This is a genomic window from Streptomyces filipinensis (assembly GCF_014649495.1).
Lineage (GTDB): Bacteria > Actinomycetota > Actinomycetes > Streptomycetales > Streptomycetaceae > Streptomyces > Streptomyces filipinensis.
Map to the genome: position 1 here is coordinate 930331 of NZ_BMTD01000001.1, position 19817 is coordinate 950147.

The 19817-nt window shown below is 72.3% G+C and carries 21 protein-coding genes; 6 read left to right on the forward strand and 15 right to left on the reverse strand.

Going from position 1 to position 19817, the window contains the following annotated elements:
- Window positions 1–64: 64 nt before the first annotated feature.
- Window positions 65–1984 (reverse strand): hypothetical protein, encoded by a 1920-nt coding sequence (locus tag IE244_RS04185; protein WP_191871221.1) that lies wholly within the window; start codon window positions 1982–1984, stop codon window positions 65–67.
- A 161-nt stretch (window positions 1985–2145) separates the two neighbouring features.
- Between IE244_RS04185 and IE244_RS04190 the strand changes: the two genes are divergently transcribed.
- Window positions 2146–2538: a hypothetical protein gene (locus IE244_RS04190; protein WP_191871222.1), complete on the forward strand. Its 393-nt coding sequence runs from the start codon at window positions 2146–2148 to the stop codon at window positions 2536–2538.
- 91 nt (window positions 2539–2629) lie between these two features.
- On the opposite strand, the gene IE244_RS04195 is transcribed toward IE244_RS04190, so the two are convergent.
- The 8 genes from IE244_RS04195 to IE244_RS04230 form a co-directional block, all read right to left on the reverse strand.
- Window positions 2630–4183 carry a DUF1996 domain-containing protein gene (locus IE244_RS04195; RefSeq protein ID WP_191871223.1) on the reverse strand — a complete coding sequence of 518 codons (1554 nt, stop codon included), beginning with the start codon at window positions 4181–4183 and terminating at the stop codon, window positions 2630–2632.
- Between the two features lie 136 nt (window positions 4184–4319).
- Window positions 4320–4976 carry a LuxR C-terminal-related transcriptional regulator gene (locus IE244_RS04200; RefSeq protein WP_191871224.1) on the reverse strand — a complete coding sequence of 219 codons (657 nt, stop codon included), beginning with the start codon at window positions 4974–4976 and terminating at the stop codon, window positions 4320–4322.
- Entirely contained in the window at window positions 4961–6235 is a 1275-nt protein-coding gene (locus IE244_RS04205) for a sensor histidine kinase (RefSeq protein WP_191871225.1), read from the reverse strand. Before IE244_RS04205 ends, IE244_RS04200 begins: the two co-directional genes overlap by 16 nt.
- A gap of 32 nt (window positions 6236–6267) precedes the next feature.
- Window positions 6268–7314 carry an NAD-dependent epimerase/dehydratase family protein gene (locus tag IE244_RS04210; RefSeq protein WP_191871226.1) on the reverse strand — a complete coding sequence of 349 codons (1047 nt, stop codon included), beginning with the start codon at window positions 7312–7314 and terminating at the stop codon, window positions 6268–6270.
- A 66-nt stretch (window positions 7315–7380) separates the two neighbouring features.
- Window positions 7381–7947, reverse strand: a complete 567-nt coding sequence (locus tag IE244_RS04215) for a winged helix-turn-helix domain-containing protein (RefSeq protein ID WP_191871227.1) — start codon at window positions 7945–7947, stop codon at window positions 7381–7383.
- A 420-nt stretch (window positions 7948–8367) separates the two neighbouring features.
- Entirely contained in the window at window positions 8368–10182 is a 1815-nt protein-coding gene (locus IE244_RS04220) for a hypothetical protein (protein WP_191871228.1), read from the reverse strand.
- 68 nt (window positions 10183–10250) lie between these two features.
- Window positions 10251–11282, reverse strand: a complete 1032-nt coding sequence (gene glnII / locus IE244_RS04225) for a glutamine synthetase (RefSeq protein ID WP_191871229.1) — start codon at window positions 11280–11282, stop codon at window positions 10251–10253.
- Window positions 11283–11440: 158 nt separating this feature from the next.
- Complete coding sequence (locus IE244_RS04230) at window positions 11441–11905, reverse strand: MarR family winged helix-turn-helix transcriptional regulator (protein ID WP_191871424.1); 465 nt, start codon at window positions 11903–11905, stop codon at window positions 11441–11443.
- Window positions 11906–11986: 81 nt separating this feature from the next.
- Between IE244_RS04230 and IE244_RS04235 the strand changes: the two genes are divergently transcribed.
- Complete coding sequence (locus IE244_RS04235; protein ID WP_191871425.1) at window positions 11987–12844, forward strand: alpha/beta fold hydrolase; 858 nt, start codon at window positions 11987–11989, stop codon at window positions 12842–12844.
- 3 nt (window positions 12845–12847) lie between these two features.
- Here IE244_RS04235 and IE244_RS04240 read toward each other — a convergent pair whose 3' ends face one another.
- Entirely contained in the window at window positions 12848–13576 is a 729-nt protein-coding gene (locus tag IE244_RS04240) for an SCO2207 family protein (RefSeq protein ID WP_191871230.1), read from the reverse strand.
- A 119-nt stretch (window positions 13577–13695) separates the two neighbouring features.
- Window positions 13696–14064 (reverse strand): arsenate reductase family protein, encoded by a 369-nt coding sequence (locus IE244_RS04245; protein ID WP_191871231.1) that lies wholly within the window; start codon window positions 14062–14064, stop codon window positions 13696–13698.
- A gap of 220 nt (window positions 14065–14284) precedes the next feature.
- On the opposite strand from IE244_RS04245, the gene IE244_RS04250 reads away from it, so the two are divergent.
- Window positions 14285–14599 carry a hypothetical protein gene (locus tag IE244_RS04250; RefSeq protein WP_191871232.1) on the forward strand — a complete coding sequence of 105 codons (315 nt, stop codon included), beginning with the start codon at window positions 14285–14287 and terminating at the stop codon, window positions 14597–14599.
- 267 nt (window positions 14600–14866) lie between these two features.
- A complete protein-coding gene (locus IE244_RS04255) occupies window positions 14867–15145 on the forward strand; it encodes a hypothetical protein (protein WP_031173165.1) in 279 nt (92 codons plus the stop codon).
- Between the two features lie 16 nt (window positions 15146–15161).
- Here IE244_RS04255 and pspAB read toward each other — a convergent pair whose 3' ends face one another.
- The 3 genes from pspAB to IE244_RS04270 all read right to left on the reverse strand — a co-directional run bounded on the left by pspAB (window position 15162) and on the right by IE244_RS04270 (window position 17041).
- On the reverse strand, window positions 15162–15749 hold the full coding sequence (pspAB, locus tag IE244_RS04260; protein ID WP_191871233.1) for a PspA-associated protein PspAB: 588 nt from the start codon (window positions 15747–15749) through the stop codon (window positions 15162–15164).
- A gap of 3 nt (window positions 15750–15752) precedes the next feature.
- Window positions 15753–16673 carry a zinc metalloprotease HtpX gene (gene htpX / locus IE244_RS04265; protein ID WP_191871234.1) on the reverse strand — a complete coding sequence of 307 codons (921 nt, stop codon included), beginning with the start codon at window positions 16671–16673 and terminating at the stop codon, window positions 15753–15755.
- Window positions 16674–16786: 113 nt separating this feature from the next.
- Window positions 16787–17041, reverse strand: coding sequence for an SCO2583/SCO2584 N-terminal domain-containing protein (locus IE244_RS04270; protein WP_191871235.1), 255 nt, complete (start codon window positions 17039–17041; stop codon window positions 16787–16789).
- Between the two features lie 273 nt (window positions 17042–17314).
- Between IE244_RS04270 and IE244_RS04275 the strand changes: the two genes are divergently transcribed.
- A complete protein-coding gene (locus tag IE244_RS04275; RefSeq protein ID WP_191871236.1) occupies window positions 17315–17578 on the forward strand; it encodes a hypothetical protein in 264 nt (87 codons plus the stop codon).
- A gap of 89 nt (window positions 17579–17667) precedes the next feature.
- Here IE244_RS04275 and glnA read toward each other — a convergent pair whose 3' ends face one another.
- Window positions 17668–19077, reverse strand: coding sequence for a type I glutamate--ammonia ligase (glnA, locus tag IE244_RS04280; RefSeq protein WP_191871237.1), 1410 nt, complete (start codon window positions 19075–19077; stop codon window positions 17668–17670).
- A 209-nt stretch (window positions 19078–19286) separates the two neighbouring features.
- Between glnA and IE244_RS04285 the strand changes: the two genes are divergently transcribed.
- On the forward strand, window positions 19287–19754 hold the full coding sequence (locus tag IE244_RS04285) for an RDD family protein (protein ID WP_031173150.1): 468 nt from the start codon (window positions 19287–19289) through the stop codon (window positions 19752–19754).
- The last annotated feature ends 63 nt before the right edge of the window (window positions 19755–19817 follow it).

A 19817-nucleotide genomic window follows, 5' to 3' on the forward strand; every position in this document is an offset into this window, starting at 1 on the left:
GGGGTGCTGAGAACCCCTTGCGGCAGACCTTGTTTACGCCGGTGTCAGCAAACCCGGGCCACTCTCACTGCAGCCCGGTGACGGACCGCCCGTCCTGCAGGGTGCCCTTCAGGCCGGCCCGGGCGCCCTGCTTGGCCCTGGCCACCAGGAACGGGCCCTGCCCGGCGGCGGTGACCCCGCCCCCGGCCTGGATCGTCGCCGTGTCCCTGTCGCCCGCCGCCAGCAGATACCAGTGCCCGGCCGCGGACTTCCACAGCACCCCGGCCAGCACATGGGGCTCGCGCGGCCCGCAGGACCGGGCGTCCGTGCCCTTGGCGACCACCGCCCCGCCCCGCCCGCCCGGCGGGTGGAACTGGGCCAGCGCGCCCGTGCCGTCACCGCGCCAGGTCTCGGCCCTGGTGCACACCCAGTCGGCCGTCCCGCTGCCGTCGGGCAGCGGCTGGCCGGCGAACGCCCACGCGTTGACCCGGCGCACCCCGGCGGAGCGCTCCACCGACAGTGAGCAGGCGAACGGCGCCCAGGTCCGCAGCCCGGCCGCCCCGGAGGCCTCGCCGGGCGACGTGGGCCCGCCGGCGGTGAGGTGGGCGGGGACCAGCTCGCCCAGGTCGGTGCCGAGCGTGGTACCGGTGGCGCCGGTCAGCTGGAGCACCGTCCAGGAGGTGCAGTTGCCGGGGCGCAGCGCGGGGCTGGCCAGCGGGGCGGTGACGCCGTCGGTGATCCTCAGCGGGGCCGCGGGCGAGTCCGGCTTCATCAGGTCCCGCGAGGCCGCCCGCTTCACCCAGGGCGCGGTCAGGTACTGGACGTTGCCGTCCGAGCGGCCCAGCACCAGCGCGCTCGCCTCCGCGCCGCTCGCGCCGTCGGCGCGGGCGAGGTCGAGGGCCGCGCCCTGGGTGCCGTCGACCGGCTCGGCGTACCGGGCCAGGCGCAGGCCGTCGTACAGCATCACCACGCGGGCGTTGTCGACCTGGCCCGCGTACAGGAGCTGGGGCGGGCCGGCCGGGCCGCCGGTGTCGGTGCCGGGTGTCGCCGAGACGTGGACCGTCCCGCCGGGCCGGGCCCACACCGCCAGGGCGCGGCGCAGCAGGTCCGTGTCGCCGGTGAGCGGACCGCGCGCGGGCCACACGGAGAAGTCGGTGCGCGCGGCGGACTCCCAGGCCGTGGGGGCGACCTGGATCAGCCGGCCGGGATCGAGGGCGGCCTCGGCGGCCGGATTCCCGGCGTAGGCGGGGGCGGCGGCGCCGTCCGGGCCCCAGCCGCCGCGGGGCACGGCGACCAGCGCCCCGCACACCGCGAGCGCCGCGGCGGCGGCGAGCGCGGCCTTGGTGTGCTGGCGGCGGCGCATCAGGTCGGTGGGCCGGGCCTGGAGCAGACAGGGGTCGAACTCGGGGGAGGAGAGCAGCTCGGGCTGCGTGGGCACGCTGTTCGCGGCGGCCAGGGCGCCGCCCGGGTCGTCCACCCCGGCGGCGCTGAGGAGCGTGCGGATACCGGCGTCCGGCAGCTGCTCCAGCCCGCGCAGCACATAGGCGGCGCGGGCCGGGCCGGACAGGGCGGACAGCCGCTGGTCCAGGGCCAGTTCGTCGGCGCCCCCCGAGCGCGGGAACAGCTTCAGGCCCCACACCTGGGGCAGCGGCGGCGGCAGCTGGGCGAGCCGGGACAGGCCTTTGCGGGGGCGGGCCGCCTCCAGGGCCGCGCACAGGATCCGCTCCCGCAGGAAGGTGTACCCGGGGTCGCCCTCGCCGCCCGAGGCCTGGGCCGGAATCGCGGACTGCCGCCCGCGGCCCCGGGGCAGGGAGCGCTGGACGAGGGCGTGTGCGGTCAGCACCCTGCGGCTGCGGCCGAGGCCCGGTGGCAGCACCAGGTAGGCGATCCGGACCAGCCGTGGATAGTGCTCGACGAGCGCGGCCTCGGCCTGTTCCAGGTCGACCGGGGCGGTTCCTTCGGCGGAGGCGGGTGCGTGACGCTGGGCTACATCCTGTGACTGCACGTCCGGGAGAACGAACGAGCCGGAGGTTGGTCACCCCCGGACGGGTGATTCACCCTTCCGGGTCGGCCGGACGGTGTGGCACCCGGTTTGAGCGCGCGGCGGCCCACAGCCGTATCCGAAGGGGCTGAGGCATGCTTGGCCCACCGGGACCGGAGGAACAGATGAGGGTGACACGACTGCTGCCGGCCGCCGCCGCCGTACTCGCGCTGGCGGGGTGCGGCTCGGGCGGGGACGCCAAGAGCGTCCCGCCCACCGCGACCGGCAGTCTGGAGAGCCTGGCCGCCGAGGTGAAGTGCAAGCCGAACATGCAGACCGACGCCGACGAGATCCGCCAGGCGATCTGCAGGAACGGCGACGGGAAGTTCATTCTCGCCACCTTCGCCACCGACCGCGGCCAGCGCGAGTGGATCAACGACGCGAAGGACTACGGCGGCTTCTACCTCGTCGGCCGCAAGTGGGTCGCCGTCGGCGACGACGGGGTCGTCAAGGCGCTGCGCGGCACACTCGGCGGGGACGTGGAGATCGGCACCGACCACCACGCGCACCACGGGTGAGCACCGGGCGCGGGCACGGCGAAGGCCGGTGACGGGAGGGGGGTCCGTCACCGGCCTCGTTCGTGGCCCGGATCAGCCGATCACGGCGTGATCAGGCGCAGTTCTGGCCGTTGTTGACACAGTTGGCGATCCGGTTGGCCAGGCCGCCGGTCGTGACGCTGATGAAGTCGTCGTGGTCGGTGGCCGGCTTGTGCAACTGCTCCGGGAAGCCGTCCACCGCGTAGGCGTTCTTCACCTGCCCGTTCTGGATGGTGGGCGGGTTGATCTGGTACACCAGACGCATCGTCAGCTGCGGAATCGCCTTGAAGCCGTTCGGGCAGACGCCGCTCGCGGGGTCCGCGAAGGCCACGTGCGTGCGGTGGTTGGCGCTGTCGATGTTCTGCCCGTCCCAGCAGCTCTGGAAGGCGAACGTACGCACCACGTTGCTGCCCTGCGGGCAGATCGGGTACTGCTGCGTCAGCTGGACCTTGTTCTCGAAGCCGGTGCAGCTCCAGTGCGCGTTGGCGTTCGCCAGACCGTTGGTGGTGGTCTTGGCGTCACCGGTGATGATGCGCAGGAACTGCGGCATCGCGACGACCTTGCTCGCCGGGCTGCCCACGTACTTGATCTGGGCCTGCACCGGGGTCAGGATCTTGCCGACGTTGCCTTCCTTGCCACCGCCGTCCGCGTTCTGGTCGAAGTCCTGGCTGCCGTCCTGGACGCGGACCACCGGCCAGTAGTACGCCGACAGGTCGTTCCTGTTCTGGCAGCTGGTGCCGCCCTGCAGGAACGTCTGGTTGCTGGAGAAGGCGTTGACCTTCTGGTTGCCGACGTAGTCGTGCAGGTGGTGCGCGCCGTTGGTCACGCCGGGCGCCACGATCACGTTGTCGGTGTTGTGGTTCTTGTTGGCGTTGACACCGCAGCGCGTGGTGAACGTACCGGTCGAGGCGGACTGCTGCCGGCGCGGCTTGCCCTGGACGTTCGGCGCGACCTTGGTGATGTCGACGAAGTCGGCCGCGACCGGGCCGTTGCCGGCCTGCCCGCCGATGTTCTGCCCGGCGTTGCCCTGCTGGCCGGTGTTGCCCTGCTGCTGGCCACCGTTGTTCTGCTGTTGGCCGCCGGTGTTCTGCTGCTGACCGCCGTTGTTCTGCTGCTGGCCACCGGTGTTCCCCCCAGCGGTGGTCTGGTTGGCGGTCTGCGTGGTGCAGGCGGCGAGCTGGGACAGCGCGCTGTTGAACGTACCGCCGACGCGCTGGATGTCCATCCGGATCCGGTCGATCGTCGCCGACCGCTTCTCCTTGAGGGGGCCGACGATCGCGTTCTGTACGAAGCTCGGGTCCTTGGCCTGCGCGTCGCGTGTGGAGGCGAGCCGGTTGTAGGCCTCGGTGACCTGCCGGTCGAGGTTGGCCAGCTCCGTCGCCACGCCCTGCCGCGCGCGGTAGGGCACGCTCGTCAGCTTCTGCTGGACGTCCGGGCAGGAGATCGTCGCGACCTGCGCCGTCGCGGCCTTCGTCTGGTTGCCTCCCCACGTCTGGTTGTTCGACTCGTGCGCCGAGGCGTAGAAGTTCGCCCAGATCAGCCCGCCCCCACCGAGCGCTAGGGCCGCCGATGCGGCTATGGCCTTGGTGGCCAGCGGCGTACGGCGTTTTCGTGTGTTGCGTCCCATGGAACTCCTCTGACTTCCTTGCGGGGCAGCATCGAGGCGCCCGACAGGAGTGAAGCGGCGTCCTTCCATACGGACGCCGCCCCAGTGGTGTTCACCGGTCTCACAAATTCCTCGCGGAAACAGGGGAGTTGGCAGGTCAGCGGCTGTCCCGGTCGAGATGGGCGAGGACGGCCAGAACGCGCCGGTTGTCGTCGTCCGACACCTCCAGTCCCAGTTTGCCGAAGATGTTGGAGGTGTGCTTCGCGATGGCCCGTTCCGTCACCACGAGCTGCGCCGCGATGCCCGCGTTCGAGCGGCCCTGCGCCATCAGCTCCAGCACCTCCAGCTCGCGCGGGGTGAGGCGGCCGAGCGGCTGGTCCTCGGCGGTGCGCCGGGACAGCAGCTGCTGGATCACCTGCGGGTCCATCGCCGTACCGCCCGCCGCCACCCGTCGTACGGCGTCGACGAACTGCTCGGCGTCGAACACCCGGTCCTTCAGGAGGTAGCCGATCCCGCCGGCTCCGTCGGCGAGCAGCTCGCGCGCGTACAGCTGCTCCACGTGCTGGGAGAGCACCAGGACCGGCAGCCCGGGCCGGGCCCGGCGGGCCGCGAGCGCGCACTGCAGGCCCTCGTCGGTGCGCGTGGGCGGCAGGCGCACGTCGACCACGGCGACGTCCGGGTCCAGCTCGGCCAGCGCCTTGGACAGTTCGGGGCCGGACTCGACGGCGGCGGCGATCTCGAAGCCGAAGGCCTGCAGCATCCGGACCAGCCCGTCACGCAGCAGGAAGAGGTCTTCGGCTAGGACAACGCGCACGGGATCTCCATGGTCACCAGGGTGGGGCCGCCGACGGGGCTGTCGACGGCCAGGACGCCGTCGAATGTACCGAGCCGGCGCTCGACCCCGGCGAGCCCGGACCCGGCGCCGATCACCGCACCGCCCCTGCCGTCGTCGGTGACCGTGATCCGCAGCCGGCCCTCGCGGTGGTGCAGGTCGGCCCGGACCCGGCCGGCACCGGAGTGCTTGACGGCGTTGGTGAGCACCTCGCTGACCGCGAAGTAGGCCGCCGACTCCACGGGGGCGTCCGCCCGCCCGGACAGCTCCACGGTCACCTCCGTGGGCAGCGGCAGCCGCAGCGCCAACGCCCGCACGGCATCGCCCAGTCCGCGCTCGGCCAGGACCGGCGGGTGGATGCCGCGCACCAGGTCGCGCAGCTCCTCCAGGGCCTCGGCGGAGTTCCGGCGGGCCTGGGCGAGCAGCCGCTTGGCCTGCGCGGGGTCGTGTTCCACCAGCATCTCGATGGTGCCGAGGTCCATGCCCATGGCGACGAGCCGGGCCTGCGCCCCGTCGTGCAGGTCCCGCTCGATGCGCCGCAGTTCGGCGGCGGAGGTGTCCACGGCGTCCTGCCGGGTCTCGGTCAGCACCCTGACCCGTTCGGCGAGTTCCGCGTCGCCCCCGAGCACGGCCCGGGTGAGCCGGAAGTGCGCGGTCAGCAGGCGCGGGGCGAGGCGCCAGGCGACGGCGAGGACCACGGCGCCGAGCAGGGCCGCGAGGAAGGCGGTGCCCTGGCCGGAGACCGGCACGAAGGCGTACCAGTACGTGTCGCCGCTGTGGTGCAGGTGCGCCCGCCACAGCCCGGCGCCCAGCAGGAACCCCTCGACGGGGAAGTACAGCAGCAGGGCCGGGAGCAGCGCGGTGAGGAACCCCGCGGTCATGTCGACGGGCAGCCAGCGCACGTCCCGCCAGGTCTGCGGGTCCCGGAGCAGGGCGAAGGTCCGCGTCCAGGGGGTGGCGCCCTCGGGCGGCGGCCGGTAGGCGGCCGGGATCCGCACCCCCCGCCATTCGTAGGCGAGTCTGCGCCGGGTGCTCGTGTACTGCCGCAGCGCGTCGAGGACCAGGGGGGTCGTGAAGAGGCCGATGCCGAGCGGGACGAGCACGAGGGAGACGGCGGTCAGTGCGAAGCACAGCACCGCCACGGGCAGCATCGCCACGGCCAGGACGAGCCCCCGCACGGCGTCCAGGACCACCCCCCGGGCCCGGGTGCGGAAGTCGTCTCTCTGCGTGTCGGTCTTCATGGCGTCAGTCTCGCCCACGGGCGCGCGCGGGGTCAGTCGTGCGAGGCCCCCTTCCCGGGGGTGGTGCCAGGTACACCGCCGGCCAGCAGCCTGGCCTCCACCTGCGGATCGACACCCTTGACCGTCCGGTCCGGCCGCATCGGCGCCACCCCGCCGATCCGCGTCAGCCACCGCCAGGTGTCCGCGACGGTCCGCGCGGCCGGCCGGCACACGAGTCCGGTGTCCAGCGCGCGGGACACGTCGGTGCGGTGGACGCAGGCGTACAGCTCGCTGTCCGGCGGCACCCACACCGGAAGCCCGGTCCACGGCTCGATCCCGGCGGCCAGGATCACCGCCGGGTCCGTCCAGCGCAGCTCGGCGTCCGCGCCGGTCACCCTGACGCACTGGTCGAGCAGCTCGCCCATGGTGCTGTGACCCGGCGGGCCGATCAGGTCGTAGGGCCCGCTCAGCCCCTGGGCCACCGCGCCGAGGAGCCAGCCGGCCAGGTCCCGGGCGTCGATGAACTGCACCGGGAGCCCGCGCGGCCCCGGGGCGAGCACCGGCCCGCCCCGGGCGATCCGGGTCAGCCACCACGGCAGCCGGCCGACGTTCTCGTGAGGGCCGAGGATCAGCCCGGCCCGTACCAGCAGCGAGTCCTGCGCGCCGAATGCCTCGACGGCGGCCAGTTCGCCGCCCCGCTTGTCCCGCGCGTAGTCGGTGGGACCGGCGTCGGCGGCGGCACCCCCGACCAACTCCCCGGCCCCGGCGGCCCCGTCCAGGCTGGGCCAGGGCCAGGCGTACACCGACCGGCTGGAGACGTACACGTACCGCGCGGCCCGGCCCCGCAGCAGCCGGGCCGCCGCGAGCACGGCGCGGGGCTCGGCCGACCAGGTGTCGACCACGGCGTCCCAGGCGCCCGCGTCGGCCGCGAGCGCGGCCAGTCCGTCCGGGGTGGTGCGGTCGCCGAGCAACTGCCGTACCCCGGACGGGGGTTGGTGTCGTCCCCGATGGAAGACGGTCACCTCCCAGCCGCGCTCGCGCGCCGCCTCCGCGACCGCCCGGCCCACGAACTCCGTACCGCCCAGCACCAGAAGCCTCATGCCGGCGATCATGCCCGCCCCGGGAGCACGCGGCACGGGACTCTGCCGAGGGCAGAGCGGGGAAGGTCAGCGCGCGGTCGGCGGCGTGTACTTGTAGCCGACCCGGCGCACCGTCTGGATGGACTGGCGGTGCTCGGCCCCGAGCTTGCGGCGCAGCCGGGCGATGTGCACGTCGACGGTACGGCCGTCCCCGACATGGCCGTAGCCCCACACCGTGGTGACCAGCTGGTCGCGGGTGTGCACCCGGTGCGGATGGGCCACCAGGTGGGCCAGCAGCTCGAACTCCAGGTAGGTCAGGTCGAGTTCGAGACCGCCGACGCTGGCGGTGCGCCGCACCGGGTCGATCCGCACCAGCGGCTCGGCGTCCGTGTCCAGATCCGGATCCGGCTGGTCCGGCACCGCGACCGGCAGGAACGGCGGTCGCTGGTCGGCCGGTACCAGCACCAGGTAGCCGACCATCGGCGGCTGGCCGGGGAGGGCGGGCAGGGTGTGCTGCGGGGCGGGCAGCCAGGTGGCGCCCGGCGGCAGGAAGTCCGCGACGTCGACCACCTCGTCCCGGTCGACGGCGCGCAGCCGGTGCCGGGCCGGGGCGGTGAGGGTGGAGGCGGAGGAGAGGGAACCAGTGGTCGCCATGAGAGGTCAGCTCTTTCGCGCGAGAAGTTCGTCGGTTGATGCGACGGCCGCGATTCGTGGTCGGGGCGCGCCGGGGGACGTACGTCGCTTCGCGCTGGGCCGAAGGCCGGGGGTTACGGCTTTAGAGGGCCCGCGCGTTCGTCGCGCGGCAACACACCCGGTCGAAGTCATGGTGCTGACGGGAAGGCCAGAAGGGCTCAAGGTCATGGCGACCCGTCGCGGTGTACTTCTGGAAGCTGGCCATGCGCCCATTGAAGCAGACACCGGCGCCGGGCAGGACCCTCCTCTCACTGCTTGGACGCGTCCTTGGCGTGAAGTTGACGTTGCGTGGGCCCCTGGACCGCCCTCAAGGCCCTGATCAGGAGCTTGTCGCCGGTTCACGCGTCCGAAACGCCGTCTCGGCATGCGGACGCGACCTCCTCAGCCGACCACTCTCGCCGTCGCCAGCAGCCCGCGTACGGCCGACCGCAGGACGTAGTCCGGGTGCGGGCCGCCCTCCACGAACAGGTCGTGGCCGGCCCGCCGGGCCGACTCGGCGACCCGCCGCAGCGGGTCCACGGCGAACCGGGGCAGCAGGCCGATCGCGGTGAGCGCGGCCAGCGCGTCGGGCGGTTCGGGGGCGGTCCACGAACCGTCGCCGGCCAGCCAGCGGGCCAGTGGTTCCACCGTGTCCTCGGTGCGGCCCGTGATCCGCCACACGGCCAGCGCCGCCACACCCCGGCCGGCCGCCGTGCCCGCCCGCGCCAGCCGGTGCTCGACGTGCGGCAGCAACGGCGCGGCGGCGGCGCCCAGTTCGGCCGCCGCCCGCGTCCATCCGGAGGCTCCGTCGGCGCGTTCGGCATCGACCAGGGCGAGCGCGGGGCCCGGATGGCCGGTCACGCGGTGGTAGGCCAGCGCGGCGGCCGTCGACGGCGGGGAGGTGGTGTCACCGATGGCCGCCGCCCGCAGCGCCGCCGCCCCGACGCCACCGGCGGCCGGGCCGAGTGCGCCGAGCACGGTGACCGCGGGGTTCGGGCCGGTGTGCGCCGGCACCAGCGCGGCGAGCGCGGCCACGGCCTGCCCGGCCACCTCGGGACAGCGGGCCAGCAGGGCGACCAGCCGCGGCGCGGCCACGTCGAGCCGCCCGGCCACCGCCCGGGCCACCTCCTGAGCCGACGCACCGAACACGTCGGCCACCGCGGTCGCGGCGCGGACGGTGCCGTCCAGGCCGGGCGCCTCCTCGACCAGCCGTACCACCTCCGGCACCACCTCGGCCGCACCGGTGCGGGCCAGCACGGTGAGCGCGGCAGCCCGTACGGCGGGGTCGGCCGCCTCCCGGTACGGCAGCACCCGCTCGCGCACCCGTGGACGGGCCCGCGCCGGCAGCGCGCAGGCCAGCCGGGCCAGCCGGTACAACTCCCAGGGCTGCCCGCCGAGTTCCGCCAGCGCCCAGGGCAGTACGTCTGCCTCGCGGTCCCGCCAGCGCTCGGTGATGTCGTGGGCGATCGGCACGCCCCCGGCCAGGGCACGCAGGGCCGCGTCCGGGTCGTCCTCCAGGAGCCGGCCGGTGAAGGGGCGGTAGGGGTGCGGCCAGTACCCGGTGTCCCGCTCGTGCGGCTCGGCCGCGTACGCCCGCGCGCAGACGTCCACCAGCTCGCCGGGCAGCGGCAGGCCGGCGGTGCGCAGCAGGTCCTCGGCGGCGGCGAGCCGTACCCCGGGCTCGGGGTCGGCCAGCAGGCCGTGCCGCCAGGTGCCGTCGCCGGCCTCCAGCAGCGCGAGCGCGGTCACCACCCGCCCGCGCACCCCCGCGTCGGGCTCCGCTTCGAGCCGGGCGCGCAGCAGCGGGAGCAGCGGCAGCGCGTACGGATGGCCGAGGCTCGCGGTCAGCAGGACCATGGCGTCCCGGATCTCAGGGTCCCGGTCGTGCGCGAGGTGCAGCAGGGAGGGCAGGGCCTCGGCCACGGCCCGCCGTGCGGCGGCGCGTTCGGCGGGCTTGCCGTTCCCGTCCGCGATGCCGGCGATCAGCCAGAGCAGCTCACGCCGGTGGCCGGGGCCGTGGAGGGCGAGCCGGGCGAGGCGGGGGACGGCGTGGGCGGAGGCGTCGTAGACGCTCCCCTGGTGGCACAGCGCGGAGAACAGCTCGTGCGAGGCCTCCTCGCGTACGTCCGCGTCCTCGGACTCCATCGCCCGCAGCAGTTCCGGGATGTCGTCGGCCGGCCCGTACGCGTGCTCCAGCTTCCCCCATGCGGTCTCCATGGTCCGCACCATAGGCGGAAGGGGGCGCCCGCCGTGACGGCGGACGCCCCCTTCGCGGGACGGACGGATCAGACCTGGCCGGCCTTCTCCAGCGCGGAGCAGCAGGTGTCCACCAGCAGGCGGGTCACCACGTACGGGTCGACGTTGGCGTTCGGGCGGCGGTCCTCGATGTAGCCCTTGCCGTCCTTCTCGACCTGCCACGGGATGCGGACCGAGGCACCGCGGTCGGAGACGCCGTAGGAGTACTTGTCCCACGGGGCGGTCTCGTGCAGGCCGGTCAGCCGCTCGTCGATGCCGGCGCCGTAGTTCTTGACGTGGTCCAGCGGCTTGGAGCCCTCGCCGAGCGACTCGCACGCGGTGATGATCGCGTCGTAGCCCTCGCGCATCGCCTTGGTGGAGAAGTTGGTGTGCGCGCCCGCGCCGTTCCAGTCGCCCTTGACCGGCTTCGGGTCCAGGGTGGCGGAGACGCCGAAGTCCTCGGCGGTGCGGTAGAGCAGCCAGCGGGCCACCCACATGTGGTCGGAGACCTCCAGCGGGGAGACCGGGCCGATCTGGAACTCCCACTGGCCGGGCATGACCTCGGCGTTGATGCCGGAGATGGCGAGGCCGGCCTTCAGGCAGTTGTCCAGGTGGGCCTCGACGATGTCGCGGCCGAAGATCTCGTCGGCGCCGACGCCGCAGTAGTAGCCGCCCTGCGGGGCCGGGAAGCCGTTCTCGGGGAAGCCGAGCGGGCGGGAGCCCTCGAAGAAGGTGTACTCCTGCTCGATGCCGAAGATCGGCTCCTGGGCGGCGAACCGCTCGGCGACCTCGGCCAGCGCGGCCCGGGTGTTGGACCGGTGCGGGGTCATGTCGATGTCGAGGACCTCGCACAGCACGAGGATGTCGTCGCCGCCGCGGATCGGGTCCGGGCAGGTGAAGACCGGCTTGAGCACGCGGTCCGAGGCGTGGCCCTCGGCCTGGTTGGTGGAGGAGCCGTCGAAGCCCCAGATCGGCAGCGCGTCGAGACCGGCCGGTGCACCCGTGATGATCTTCGTCTTGGAACGGAGCTTGGCCGTCGGCTCGGTGCCGTCGATCCAGATGTACTCAGCCTTGAAGGTCACGGGGCCACATCCTTAGGGGTAAGTCGGGCGCACTCGTCGTCGCGGGTGCTGCGGCGCTGCGGCACGGGGGCGCCGCTCGATCTGCCCGGCAGCCTGTCAACAGGCCGTTTCCCGGCCATTGCCCGAATGTGAACCCCGTGTTACCTGGCGGTTTTGTGTCACGGCTCACCTTGTGGGGTGTCAGCGGGTGAGGTATGCGTGCCCTCCGCCGCGGCCTTGCGCACCCCGTCGAGGAACTCCCTTATGGCGGCCCGCTGTTGGTCGTCGTACCCGCGCAGCAACTCCACCGACCGCTCGATCAGCGGCCCGAAGAACGCCTGGCCGAGCGCCACGGCGTCGTCCGTCACCTCCACGACGACCGTGCGCCGGTCGCCGCGCCCGCGCACCCGCCGTACCTGGCCCGCCCGTTCCAGCCGGTCCAGCAGCGCGGTCGTGCCCGCCGAGTTGAGCCCGAGCGCCGCCCCGAGCCGCCCGGCGGTCGTCTCCTCGCCCGCCCGCCGCGCGTCCATCAGTGCGATCAGGGCGCGGACGTCCGTCGCGTGCATGCCATTGCGGTTCGCGAACCGGGCGCTGTGCAGGCCCAGTTCGACGGCGGCCGCACGCAGGAGGTGGACGATCTCCATTTCTTGCCGCACGAGGAGCCTCCGAAGCTATTATCTCGCCGAGCGAATATCTTGCTCAACGAGATAATAGGGGGCGGTGTCGTGGCCGGATACGACGGGCAGGCCTTTCGGGTCGCATACGACAAGGTGCTGGCGAAATGGCCGGCGGACCGCGAGGCGCTGACGGTCGCCACACCCTTCGGCGACACCCGCGTCAACGCCTGCGGCCCGCGCGAGGCGCCCCCGCTGCTCCTGCTGCCGGGCGGCGACGGAGCGACCTCCGTGTCCTGGTACGCCCAGGCCGCCGACCTCGCCCGCGTCCGCCGGGTCTACGCCGCCGACCTGATCGGCGCCCCGGGCCTGAGCGCCCCGGCCGGCGACCGCCACCCCCGTACGGTCGCCGACCTGGCCGCCTGGCTGGACGCCCTGCTGGACGGCCTGGAGCTCACCTCGGCCGACGTGGGCGGGCACTCGTACGGCGCCTGGATCGCACTGCAGTACGCCCTGCGCGCGCCCGCGCGGGTGCGCCGCCTGTTCCTCCTGGACCCGACCCTGTGCCTGGCCGGGTTCAAGGCGGCGTACCTGCTCCACGCCCTGCCGATGCTGCTGCGGCCCTCACCCCGCCGGGTCCGCGCCTTCCTGGACTGGGAGACCCGGGGAACGGAACCGGACCCGGACTGGCTCCGCCTGCAGGAGGCGGCGGCGGGCTTCCCGTCCACGAAGCCGGTGACGGGTCCGCGCCCGGCACCGGACGCGCTGCGGGCCCTGGACGTGCCGGTCCTGCTGCTCGTGGCCGCGAACAGCAGGACCCATGACGCCCGTGCGGTGGTGGACCGGGCCGGCGCGGTGCTGGCGCGCGTGGAGACCGGCGTCCTGCCGGACGTCTCGCACCACGCGCTGCCGCAATCGGCACCGGACGGTCTGGCCCGCCGCCTCACCGCCTTCCTGTCCGGCTGCTGACCCTCACCCCACCTTCTCGATCACGGCGTGGCGGATGAGGAACTTGCCCGGCTCCCGCACCTGTTCGAAGGCCGCGTTGTTGAGCAGCACGCAGCTGCCGGAGACCGAGGTGACCTTCACCGTCGTGGACTTGTTGTTGTCCAGGTTGGTGACCTTCAGGGTCGTGCCCGCCGGGAACTGGCTGCTGGACGCGGCCGGGGCGCCGCCCTCGCCGGAGAGCGTGACCGTGGAGCCCTTGCAGACCTGCTGCCCGGCGCCCGCCGCGGCGGCGCCGGTGTCGTTGCCACCGGCGGCGGACTGCGAGGGCTGTGCCGACTGCTGGGCGCCGCCGGCCTGCTGCTGGTCACCGCCGGCCTGCTGGGCGCCACCGCCGGCCTGCTGGCCGCCCTGCGCCGCCTGGGAGCCCTGAGCCGACTCCCCAACGGTGCAGCCGGCGGCCTTCTGCTGGACCTCGATCTGCTTGATGACCGCCTCGCGGTTGGCGATCCGGGCTGCCGACTGCGCGTCCGGATGAGCCTTCTGGTCCGCGATGAACTTGTCGTTGTTGCCGTGGGCCGTGGCCAGCCCCTGGCAGACGTTCGAGTCCGAGGCGGACAGCGTTTTCGCGTTGTGCGCGGGCTGGGCGGCGTTGGACGTGGTGGCCAGCGCGAAGGCCCCGCCGCCCGCCACCGCCGCGGCACTGACGAGCAGCGCGATCTTCTTCTTCGTGCCGAGAGTTCTCCTGCGCGACATGCGCGCCTCCTGAAGAGGTAGGGGAGCGTACGCCGCTATGTACGAGATACCGAACGAGGTTACTCAGCGGTTTCAGGAGTCGGTGAAGTGGCCTGCGTCACAGCCGAGTTGTGCCGGGTTCAGCCCTTGTTGTGCTCGATGGCCTCCCGGACGGCGTCCTCGGTGCGGGCCACCAGGGCCGTTCCGTCGTCGGCCGTGATGATGGGGCGCTGGATGAGCCGGGGGTGCTCGGCGAGCGCGGAGATCCACCGCTCACGTGTATCCGCGTCCCGCGCCCACTCCTTGAGCCCCAGCTCCTTGGCCTCCGTCTCCTGGGTGCGGGTGATGTCCCACGGCTCCAGGTTCAGCCGGTCGAGTACGGCCCTGATCTCGTCCTCGCTCGGCACGTCCTCCAGATAGCGCCGGACGGTGTACTCGGCGCCCTCGGCGTCGAGCAGGCTGATGGCGCTGCGGCACTTGGAGCAGGCCGGGTTGATCCAGATTTCCATGCGGCACACGCTACTCGGCGTCGGCTCTGTTCGAATTTCTGACGCCTCGGCAGTCCCTTCTCGACCGACTGTCACGCGCCCCCGATTCGCTTCTCCACCTGGGCATTTGATGGCCGCCGCGGACCTTCGCTTGTCAGTGGCCGCCGGTAGACTGGACGCAGTGTTCGAGACAGTCACCGGAACCCCGGAGGGCTGCCCTGACCGCGACAGGAGGATGCCCGTGCCCGCTGCCGCCCTGAAGTCCAAGCCGTTGCCCACCCAGTCCACCGTCCAGCGACCCGTGCTGTTCGACTCGCCCGTCGAGCCGGTGGTGAAGCGGCCGCTGCCGGCCGGACGGCCGCGCGAGTGGTATGTCACCCACAACCGCCGCCTGAAGGCCATGCGCCTGGCCATAGCCCTGCTCGACTCCGGGATCTACCAGCCGGCCCAGGCCCGCAACGAGACGATCCGCGGCACGGCCGAGGAGATCGGCATGCGTCCGCCGTCCGACACGACGTGCCACATGGTGCGCGCGTTCATGCGCTACAGCCGCTGACGCCCGACACCGGCGCCGGGTGCCCGAGCCTCGCCCGGGCACCCGGCGCCGTATACGGCCGCGCTGCCCGGCCGTAGCGCTTCAGCGGCGCGGGGGGCCGAAGTCGTGGGTGAGGGGCGGGAGTTGGTTCCCGCGGGTCGTCGGCTCACGGCCGACAGGCGGGTGGAAAAACGGGATGCGGCTGTGACGGTGTCATCCCTACGCTGAAAAAACGGCACGAAGCCGACACACTCCACCCCCGCCACCCTCACCCCACGGAGGTCCGTCATGCGTGGCATCGTCGCGTCCGGGACCGTCGTCCTGGTGGTCCTCGGAATCGGAAACCATCTGTGGTGGCTCGCCGCCGTCGCGCTGCTGTACCTGTACGCGACGCACGGACGCGGGTCGCCCGGCACGCCATCGCCCCCCGGTGCGGGCGCTCCGCCCGTGCCCGACAGCTACCGCACCTACCGCGAGCGCCGGGACCGGCAGGCGCGCTGGGAGCGCCGCTACCGCCGTGAGCGCCCCTTCGAGTCCCGCCGTCAGGAGCGCGAGAAGAGCAGGTGAGCCAGGGCGTCCCCGGTCACAGACCGGGGGCGCCCCACACCGGGAACCAGCGGCTCAGGTCCTGCTCGATCCGCAGATCGTTCGCGAGCGCCGCCCTCACCTGGAGTTCGAGCGCGCTGTCCCGGCGCGGCGCGGCGCCGGGCAGCGGGGCGAAGGGGTAGAACGTGCCCCGCTTGTAGAGGTAGACCAGCGCCAGCGCGCGGCCCGCGTCGTCCGTGAAGCCCGCCAGCGAGCACAGCAGCTGGGGGCCGAAACCGTTGACCTCCATCGCGCTGTTCACCGCGTGCAGGTCGGTGACCAGCTCCGGCAGCTGCTCGGGCGAGCGCCGCGAGACCAGCCAGGAGTAGCCGTAGTCGTCCCGCCGCAGCTCCACCGGCGGACCTCCCTCGCGGTCGGTGTCCGCGTCCAGCAGCGCCTGCACCTCCCGGTGGGTCTGCTCGAAGGCCGCGCCCTCCACCGTGGCGAAACACACCGCCCCGGTCCCCGTCGCGGTGAAACCGGCCGCGGCCTGCAGGGTCACGGCCGCTGAGGGCAGCGCGAAGAGCTGGTCGAGATCGGGCGCGACCGGCTTCGTACGGCCCAGCAGGATGTCCAGCAGCCCCAACGCTCAGCCCGCCTTCCCCGGGGTGGCGGCCTCACCCAGCTCCGCGGAGATGCGGCCCAGCTGTTCGAGCCGCTGCTCCAGGGTGGGGTGCGTGGAGAAGAACCGCTCGATGCCCGGTTCCTTGCCGGTCGCCGGGGTGAAGTAGAAGGCGTTGAAGGCCTGGGCGGTGCGCAGGTCCTTGGTCGGGATCCGGGCGATGTCCCCGGAGACCTTGGTGAGCGCCGACGCCAGCGCCGAGGGCCGCCCGGTCAGATGCGCCGCCGCCCGGTCGGCCGCCAGCTCCCGGTACCGGGACAGCGCCCGGATCAGCAGGTAGCTGATCGCGTACACCGCCGCGGACACGCCCAGTACGCCGGCGAGGACGGCGGCGGTGTTCTGGTCCCGGCGGCCCCCGCCGAAGACCTGCGAGTAGAAGGCGAACCGTACGATCAGGCCCGCCAGCACACCGAGGAAGGACGCCACCGTGATCACGGCGACGTCCTTGTGCGCCACGTGCGACAGCTCGTGCGCCAGCACGCCCTCCAGCTCCGCCGGCTCCAGCCGCCGCAGCAGCCCGGTGGTCACGCAGACCACCGCGTGGTCGGGGTTCCGGCCGGTCGCGAACGCGTTCGGCATGTCCATGTCGGACACGGCGACCACCGGCTTGGGCATGTCCGCGATCGCGCACAGCCGGTCGACCACCGCGTGCAGCTCGGGATACTCCTCGCGCTCCACGACCCGCCCGTGCATCGCGAACATGGCGATCCGGTCGGAGAACCAGAACTGCGCCACGAACATCGCCCCGACCACCAGGACGACCAGCACCCAGGACTTCAGCAGCGCGATCAGCGCGGCCACGAAGCCCACGTACAGCAGCCCGAGCAGGAACAGCGTGAGACCCATGCGCACGGTCAGCCGTCGATCGCTCCGGAAGCGGCTCTGCATCTTGCATCACCCCGCAGTCAGGCACTCGTCCCGCTGTCCAGTGTGCACCTGCCGATTCCCATGAAGTGGTTCCGAACGGCCCTAGGAGCAGCAAAACGTACCGGCGGGTACGGCTAGTACGACGAGCCGAACTGCATCAGCCCTATCAGCACCATGACCACGATCACGCTGCCGAGGACCACCGCCGTCGAGGCCCACGACGCCCGGCGCGGCGCCGGGCCGGGGTCGGCCCGGAAGGGGGCCGGGTCCGGCGGGTTCTCCCTCCAGCGGGCGGCCAGCATCCGGGCCCGGGCCGAGGGCTCCTTGTGCTCGGCGGAATTCGCCCAGCGGTGATCGAACTCCCGCTCCCAGTCGTCGTTTTCCGTCATCCCCGTTCAACCTCTCTCGTCGGACAGAGCCAGGGGGATGATCCCCCGAGAGTAGGAAGCATGGGAAGCGGCAAAGGTTGCCCAGGATGCTGGGTGGTCATCCGACGGCTAGCATTTACCTGAGAGCCGCACCGCGGGGTGCCCACCATCGTCTGCCCCGCCTCCCCCTGGCCCGTGCGGCACCTACGACCGCGCCGGACTCTTCACTCCGAGGTCGCGGCCATCCGACTCGTGCCCGGAAAGCCGCACGAGGGGTGGAAGGAAGGTGGATCCATGAATGCACATCGTGCGAGGCGTCTCGCCGCAGCGTCCGCCATCGGCGTCCTGATGGCGAGCGGAGTGGCGATCGGCACCGCCGGCACCGCGTCGGCAGCCGCCCCGAACCAGATCTCCACCAACCGTGGCTGCTACTACGGCGGCTGGTGGGGCAACTGCTACGGCTACGGCAACGGCTTCTTCAACAACGGCTTCTACGGCAACGGCTTCTACGGCAACGGCTTCAACAACACACCGGTCGTGGTGGTCGTGGTGCCCTGACGGAGGCGGACCCCTCGGACATGGGTGAGGGCCGGCACCCGGAGAGTCTCCGGGTGCCGGCCCTCACCGGTCCGCGCGGGGCGGTCCGGTCACACGTCGAAGTACAGCTCGAACTCGTGCGGGTGCGGACGCAGCTGCAGCGGCGCGATCTCGTTGGTGCGCTTGAAGTCGATCCAGGTCTCGATCAGGTCCGGCGTGAACACGTCGCCCTGCAGGAGGAACTCGTGGTCGGCCTCCAGCGAGTCGAGGACGGCCGGCAGGGAGGTCGGGACCTGGGCGACGTTCGCGTGCTCCTCGGGAGCCAGCTCGTACAGGTCCTTGTCGATCGGCTCGGCCGGCTCGATCTTGTTCTTGATGCCGTCCAGACCCGCGAGGAGCAGGGCGGAGAAGGCCAGGTACGGGTTGCCGGAGGAGTCCGGGGCGCGGAACTCGACGCGCTTGGCCTTCGGGTTCGAGCCGGTGATCGGGATACGCATCGCGGCGGAGCGGTTGCGCTGCGAGTACACCAGGTTGATCGGGGCCTCGAAGCCCGGCACCAGGCGGTGGTAGGAGTTCACCGTCGGGTTGGTGAAGGCGAGCAGCGACGGGGCGTGCTTGAGGATGCCGCCGATGTAGTAGCGGGCGGTGTCCGACAGGCCCGCGTAACCGGCCTCGTCGTAGAACAGCGGGTCGCCGTTGCTCCACAGCGACTGGTGCACGTGCATGCCCGAGCCGTTGTCACCGAAGATCGGCTTCGGCATGAAGGTCGCGGTCTTGCCGTTGCGCCAGGCCACGTTCTTCACGATGTACTTGAAGAGCTGCAGGTCGTCGGCGGCGGCCAGCAGGGTGTTGAACTTGTAGTTGATCTCCGCCTGGCCGGCGGTGCCGACCTCGTGGTGCTGGCGCTCGACCTTGAGGCCGGACCGCTCCAGCTCCAGGGAGATCTCGGCGCGCAGGTCGGCGAAGTGGTCGACCGGGGCCACCGGGAAGTAGCCGCCCTTGTAGCGGACCTTGTAACCGCGGTTGTTCTCCACCGCACCGGTGTTCCAGGCGCCCGCCTCGGAGTCGATGTGGTAGAAGGACTCGTTCGCGCTGGTCGCGAAGCGCACGGAGTCGAAGACGTAGAACTCGGCCTCGGGGCCGAAGTACGCGGTGTCCGCGATACCGGTCGAAGCGAGGTAGGCCTCGGCCTTCTTCGCCACGTTGCGCGGGTCACGGGAGTACTGCTCGCCCGTGATCGGGTCGTGGATGAAGAAGTTGATGTTGAGGGTCTTGTCCCGGCGGAACGCGTCGACACGCGCGGTGGACAGGTCGGCACGCAGAGCCATGTCGGACTCGTGGATGGCCTGGAAACCACGGATCGACGATCCGTCGAAGGCCAGCTCCTCGTCCGGGTCGAACGCCTCAACGGGCACCGTGAAGTGCTGCATGACGCCCGGCAGGTCGCAGAAGCGGACGTCGATGAACTTGACGTCCTCGTCCGCGATGAACTTCTTGGCCTCGTCGGCGTTCTGGAACATCCAGCTCCTCCTACTCCCGACCGTCCTCGCCGGGGTGGTAGATCGTTCGTGCGGCCAGTGCGGTGGCACACGCTGGTCTCGACCCTAGGGACGGGTGATTTCTCGGGCGTGACCCGTTTGTTTCGCAGAAGTTAACCGGCCACGGGTCCACCCTAGCCCCGGGACACCCCGCCGTACCCCGGTCATTTCGGGCGCAGTACCGTGGTCGCGTGGACAACAGGCAAGCACTCGGATCGTGGCTCTCCGGGCCCCGCGCGGCCATGGAAGAGGCCGGTGCCGACTTCGGCCACCGGGGCGAGCAGCTCGGTCTGCCCGCGGACGGGCCGAACTCGATCGCCCGGCCCGGCCGACGGCTCGGCGCGCTGGCCGTGGACTGGGGGCTGAGCGTCCTGATCGCATACGGCCTGGTCACGGATGGCTACAGCCCCGCTACGAGCAACTGGGCGCTGGGTGTCTTCTGCGTCATGAGCGTGCTGACCGTCGGCACGATCGGCTTCACCCCGGGCAAGCGGCTCTTCGGCATCCGGGTGGTGGCGCTGGAGACCGGCACGGTCAACCCGCTGCGAGCCGTCCTGCGCACGGTCCTGCTGTGCCTCGCGGTTCCCGCGCTGATCTGGGACCGGGACGGCAGGGGTCTGCACGATCGCCTCGCGAAGACGGTCGAGGTCCGGGTCTGAGCCCGGGCCGGCCCGCCGTCAGCCGGGTGTGAGCCCGTCGTGGCTGGTCGCGCGGTTCCCCGC

Coding starts and splice junctions, on each gene's coding strand:
- IE244_RS04190 (WP_191871222.1), top strand. CDS start 2,146: ATGAGGGTGACACGACTGCTGCCGGCCGCCGCCGCCGTACTCGCGCTG.
- IE244_RS04195 (WP_191871223.1), bottom strand. CDS start 4,183: ATGGGACGCAACACACGAAAACGCCGTACGCCGCTGGCCACCAAGGCC.
- IE244_RS04205 (WP_191871225.1), bottom strand. CDS start 6,235: ATGAAGACCGACACGCAGAGAGACGACTTCCGCACCCGGGCCCGGGGG.
- IE244_RS04210 (WP_191871226.1), bottom strand. CDS start 7,314: ATGAGGCTTCTGGTGCTGGGCGGTACGGAGTTCGTGGGCCGGGCGGTC.
- IE244_RS04215 (WP_191871227.1), bottom strand. CDS start 7,947: ATGGCGACCACTGGTTCCCTCTCCTCCGCCTCCACCCTCACCGCCCCG.
- IE244_RS04220 (WP_191871228.1), bottom strand. CDS start 10,182: ATGGAGACCGCATGGGGGAAGCTGGAGCACGCGTACGGGCCGGCCGAC.
- IE244_RS04230 (WP_191871424.1), bottom strand. CDS start 11,905: ATGGAGATCGTCCACCTCCTGCGTGCGGCCGCCGTCGAACTGGGCCTG.
- IE244_RS04240 (WP_191871230.1), bottom strand. CDS start 13,576: ATGTCGCGCAGGAGAACTCTCGGCACGAAGAAGAAGATCGCGCTGCTC.
- IE244_RS04245 (WP_191871231.1), bottom strand. CDS start 14,064: ATGGAAATCTGGATCAACCCGGCCTGCTCCAAGTGCCGCAGCGCCATC.
- IE244_RS04255 (WP_031173165.1), top strand. CDS start 14,867: ATGCGTGGCATCGTCGCGTCCGGGACCGTCGTCCTGGTGGTCCTCGGA.
- htpX (WP_191871234.1), bottom strand. CDS start 16,673: ATGCAGAGCCGCTTCCGGAGCGATCGACGGCTGACCGTGCGCATGGGT.
- IE244_RS04270 (WP_191871235.1), bottom strand. CDS start 17,041: ATGACGGAAAACGACGACTGGGAGCGGGAGTTCGATCACCGCTGGGCG.
- IE244_RS04275 (WP_191871236.1), top strand. CDS start 17,315: ATGAATGCACATCGTGCGAGGCGTCTCGCCGCAGCGTCCGCCATCGGC.
- glnA (WP_191871237.1), bottom strand. CDS start 19,077: ATGTTCCAGAACGCCGACGAGGCCAAGAAGTTCATCGCGGACGAGGAC.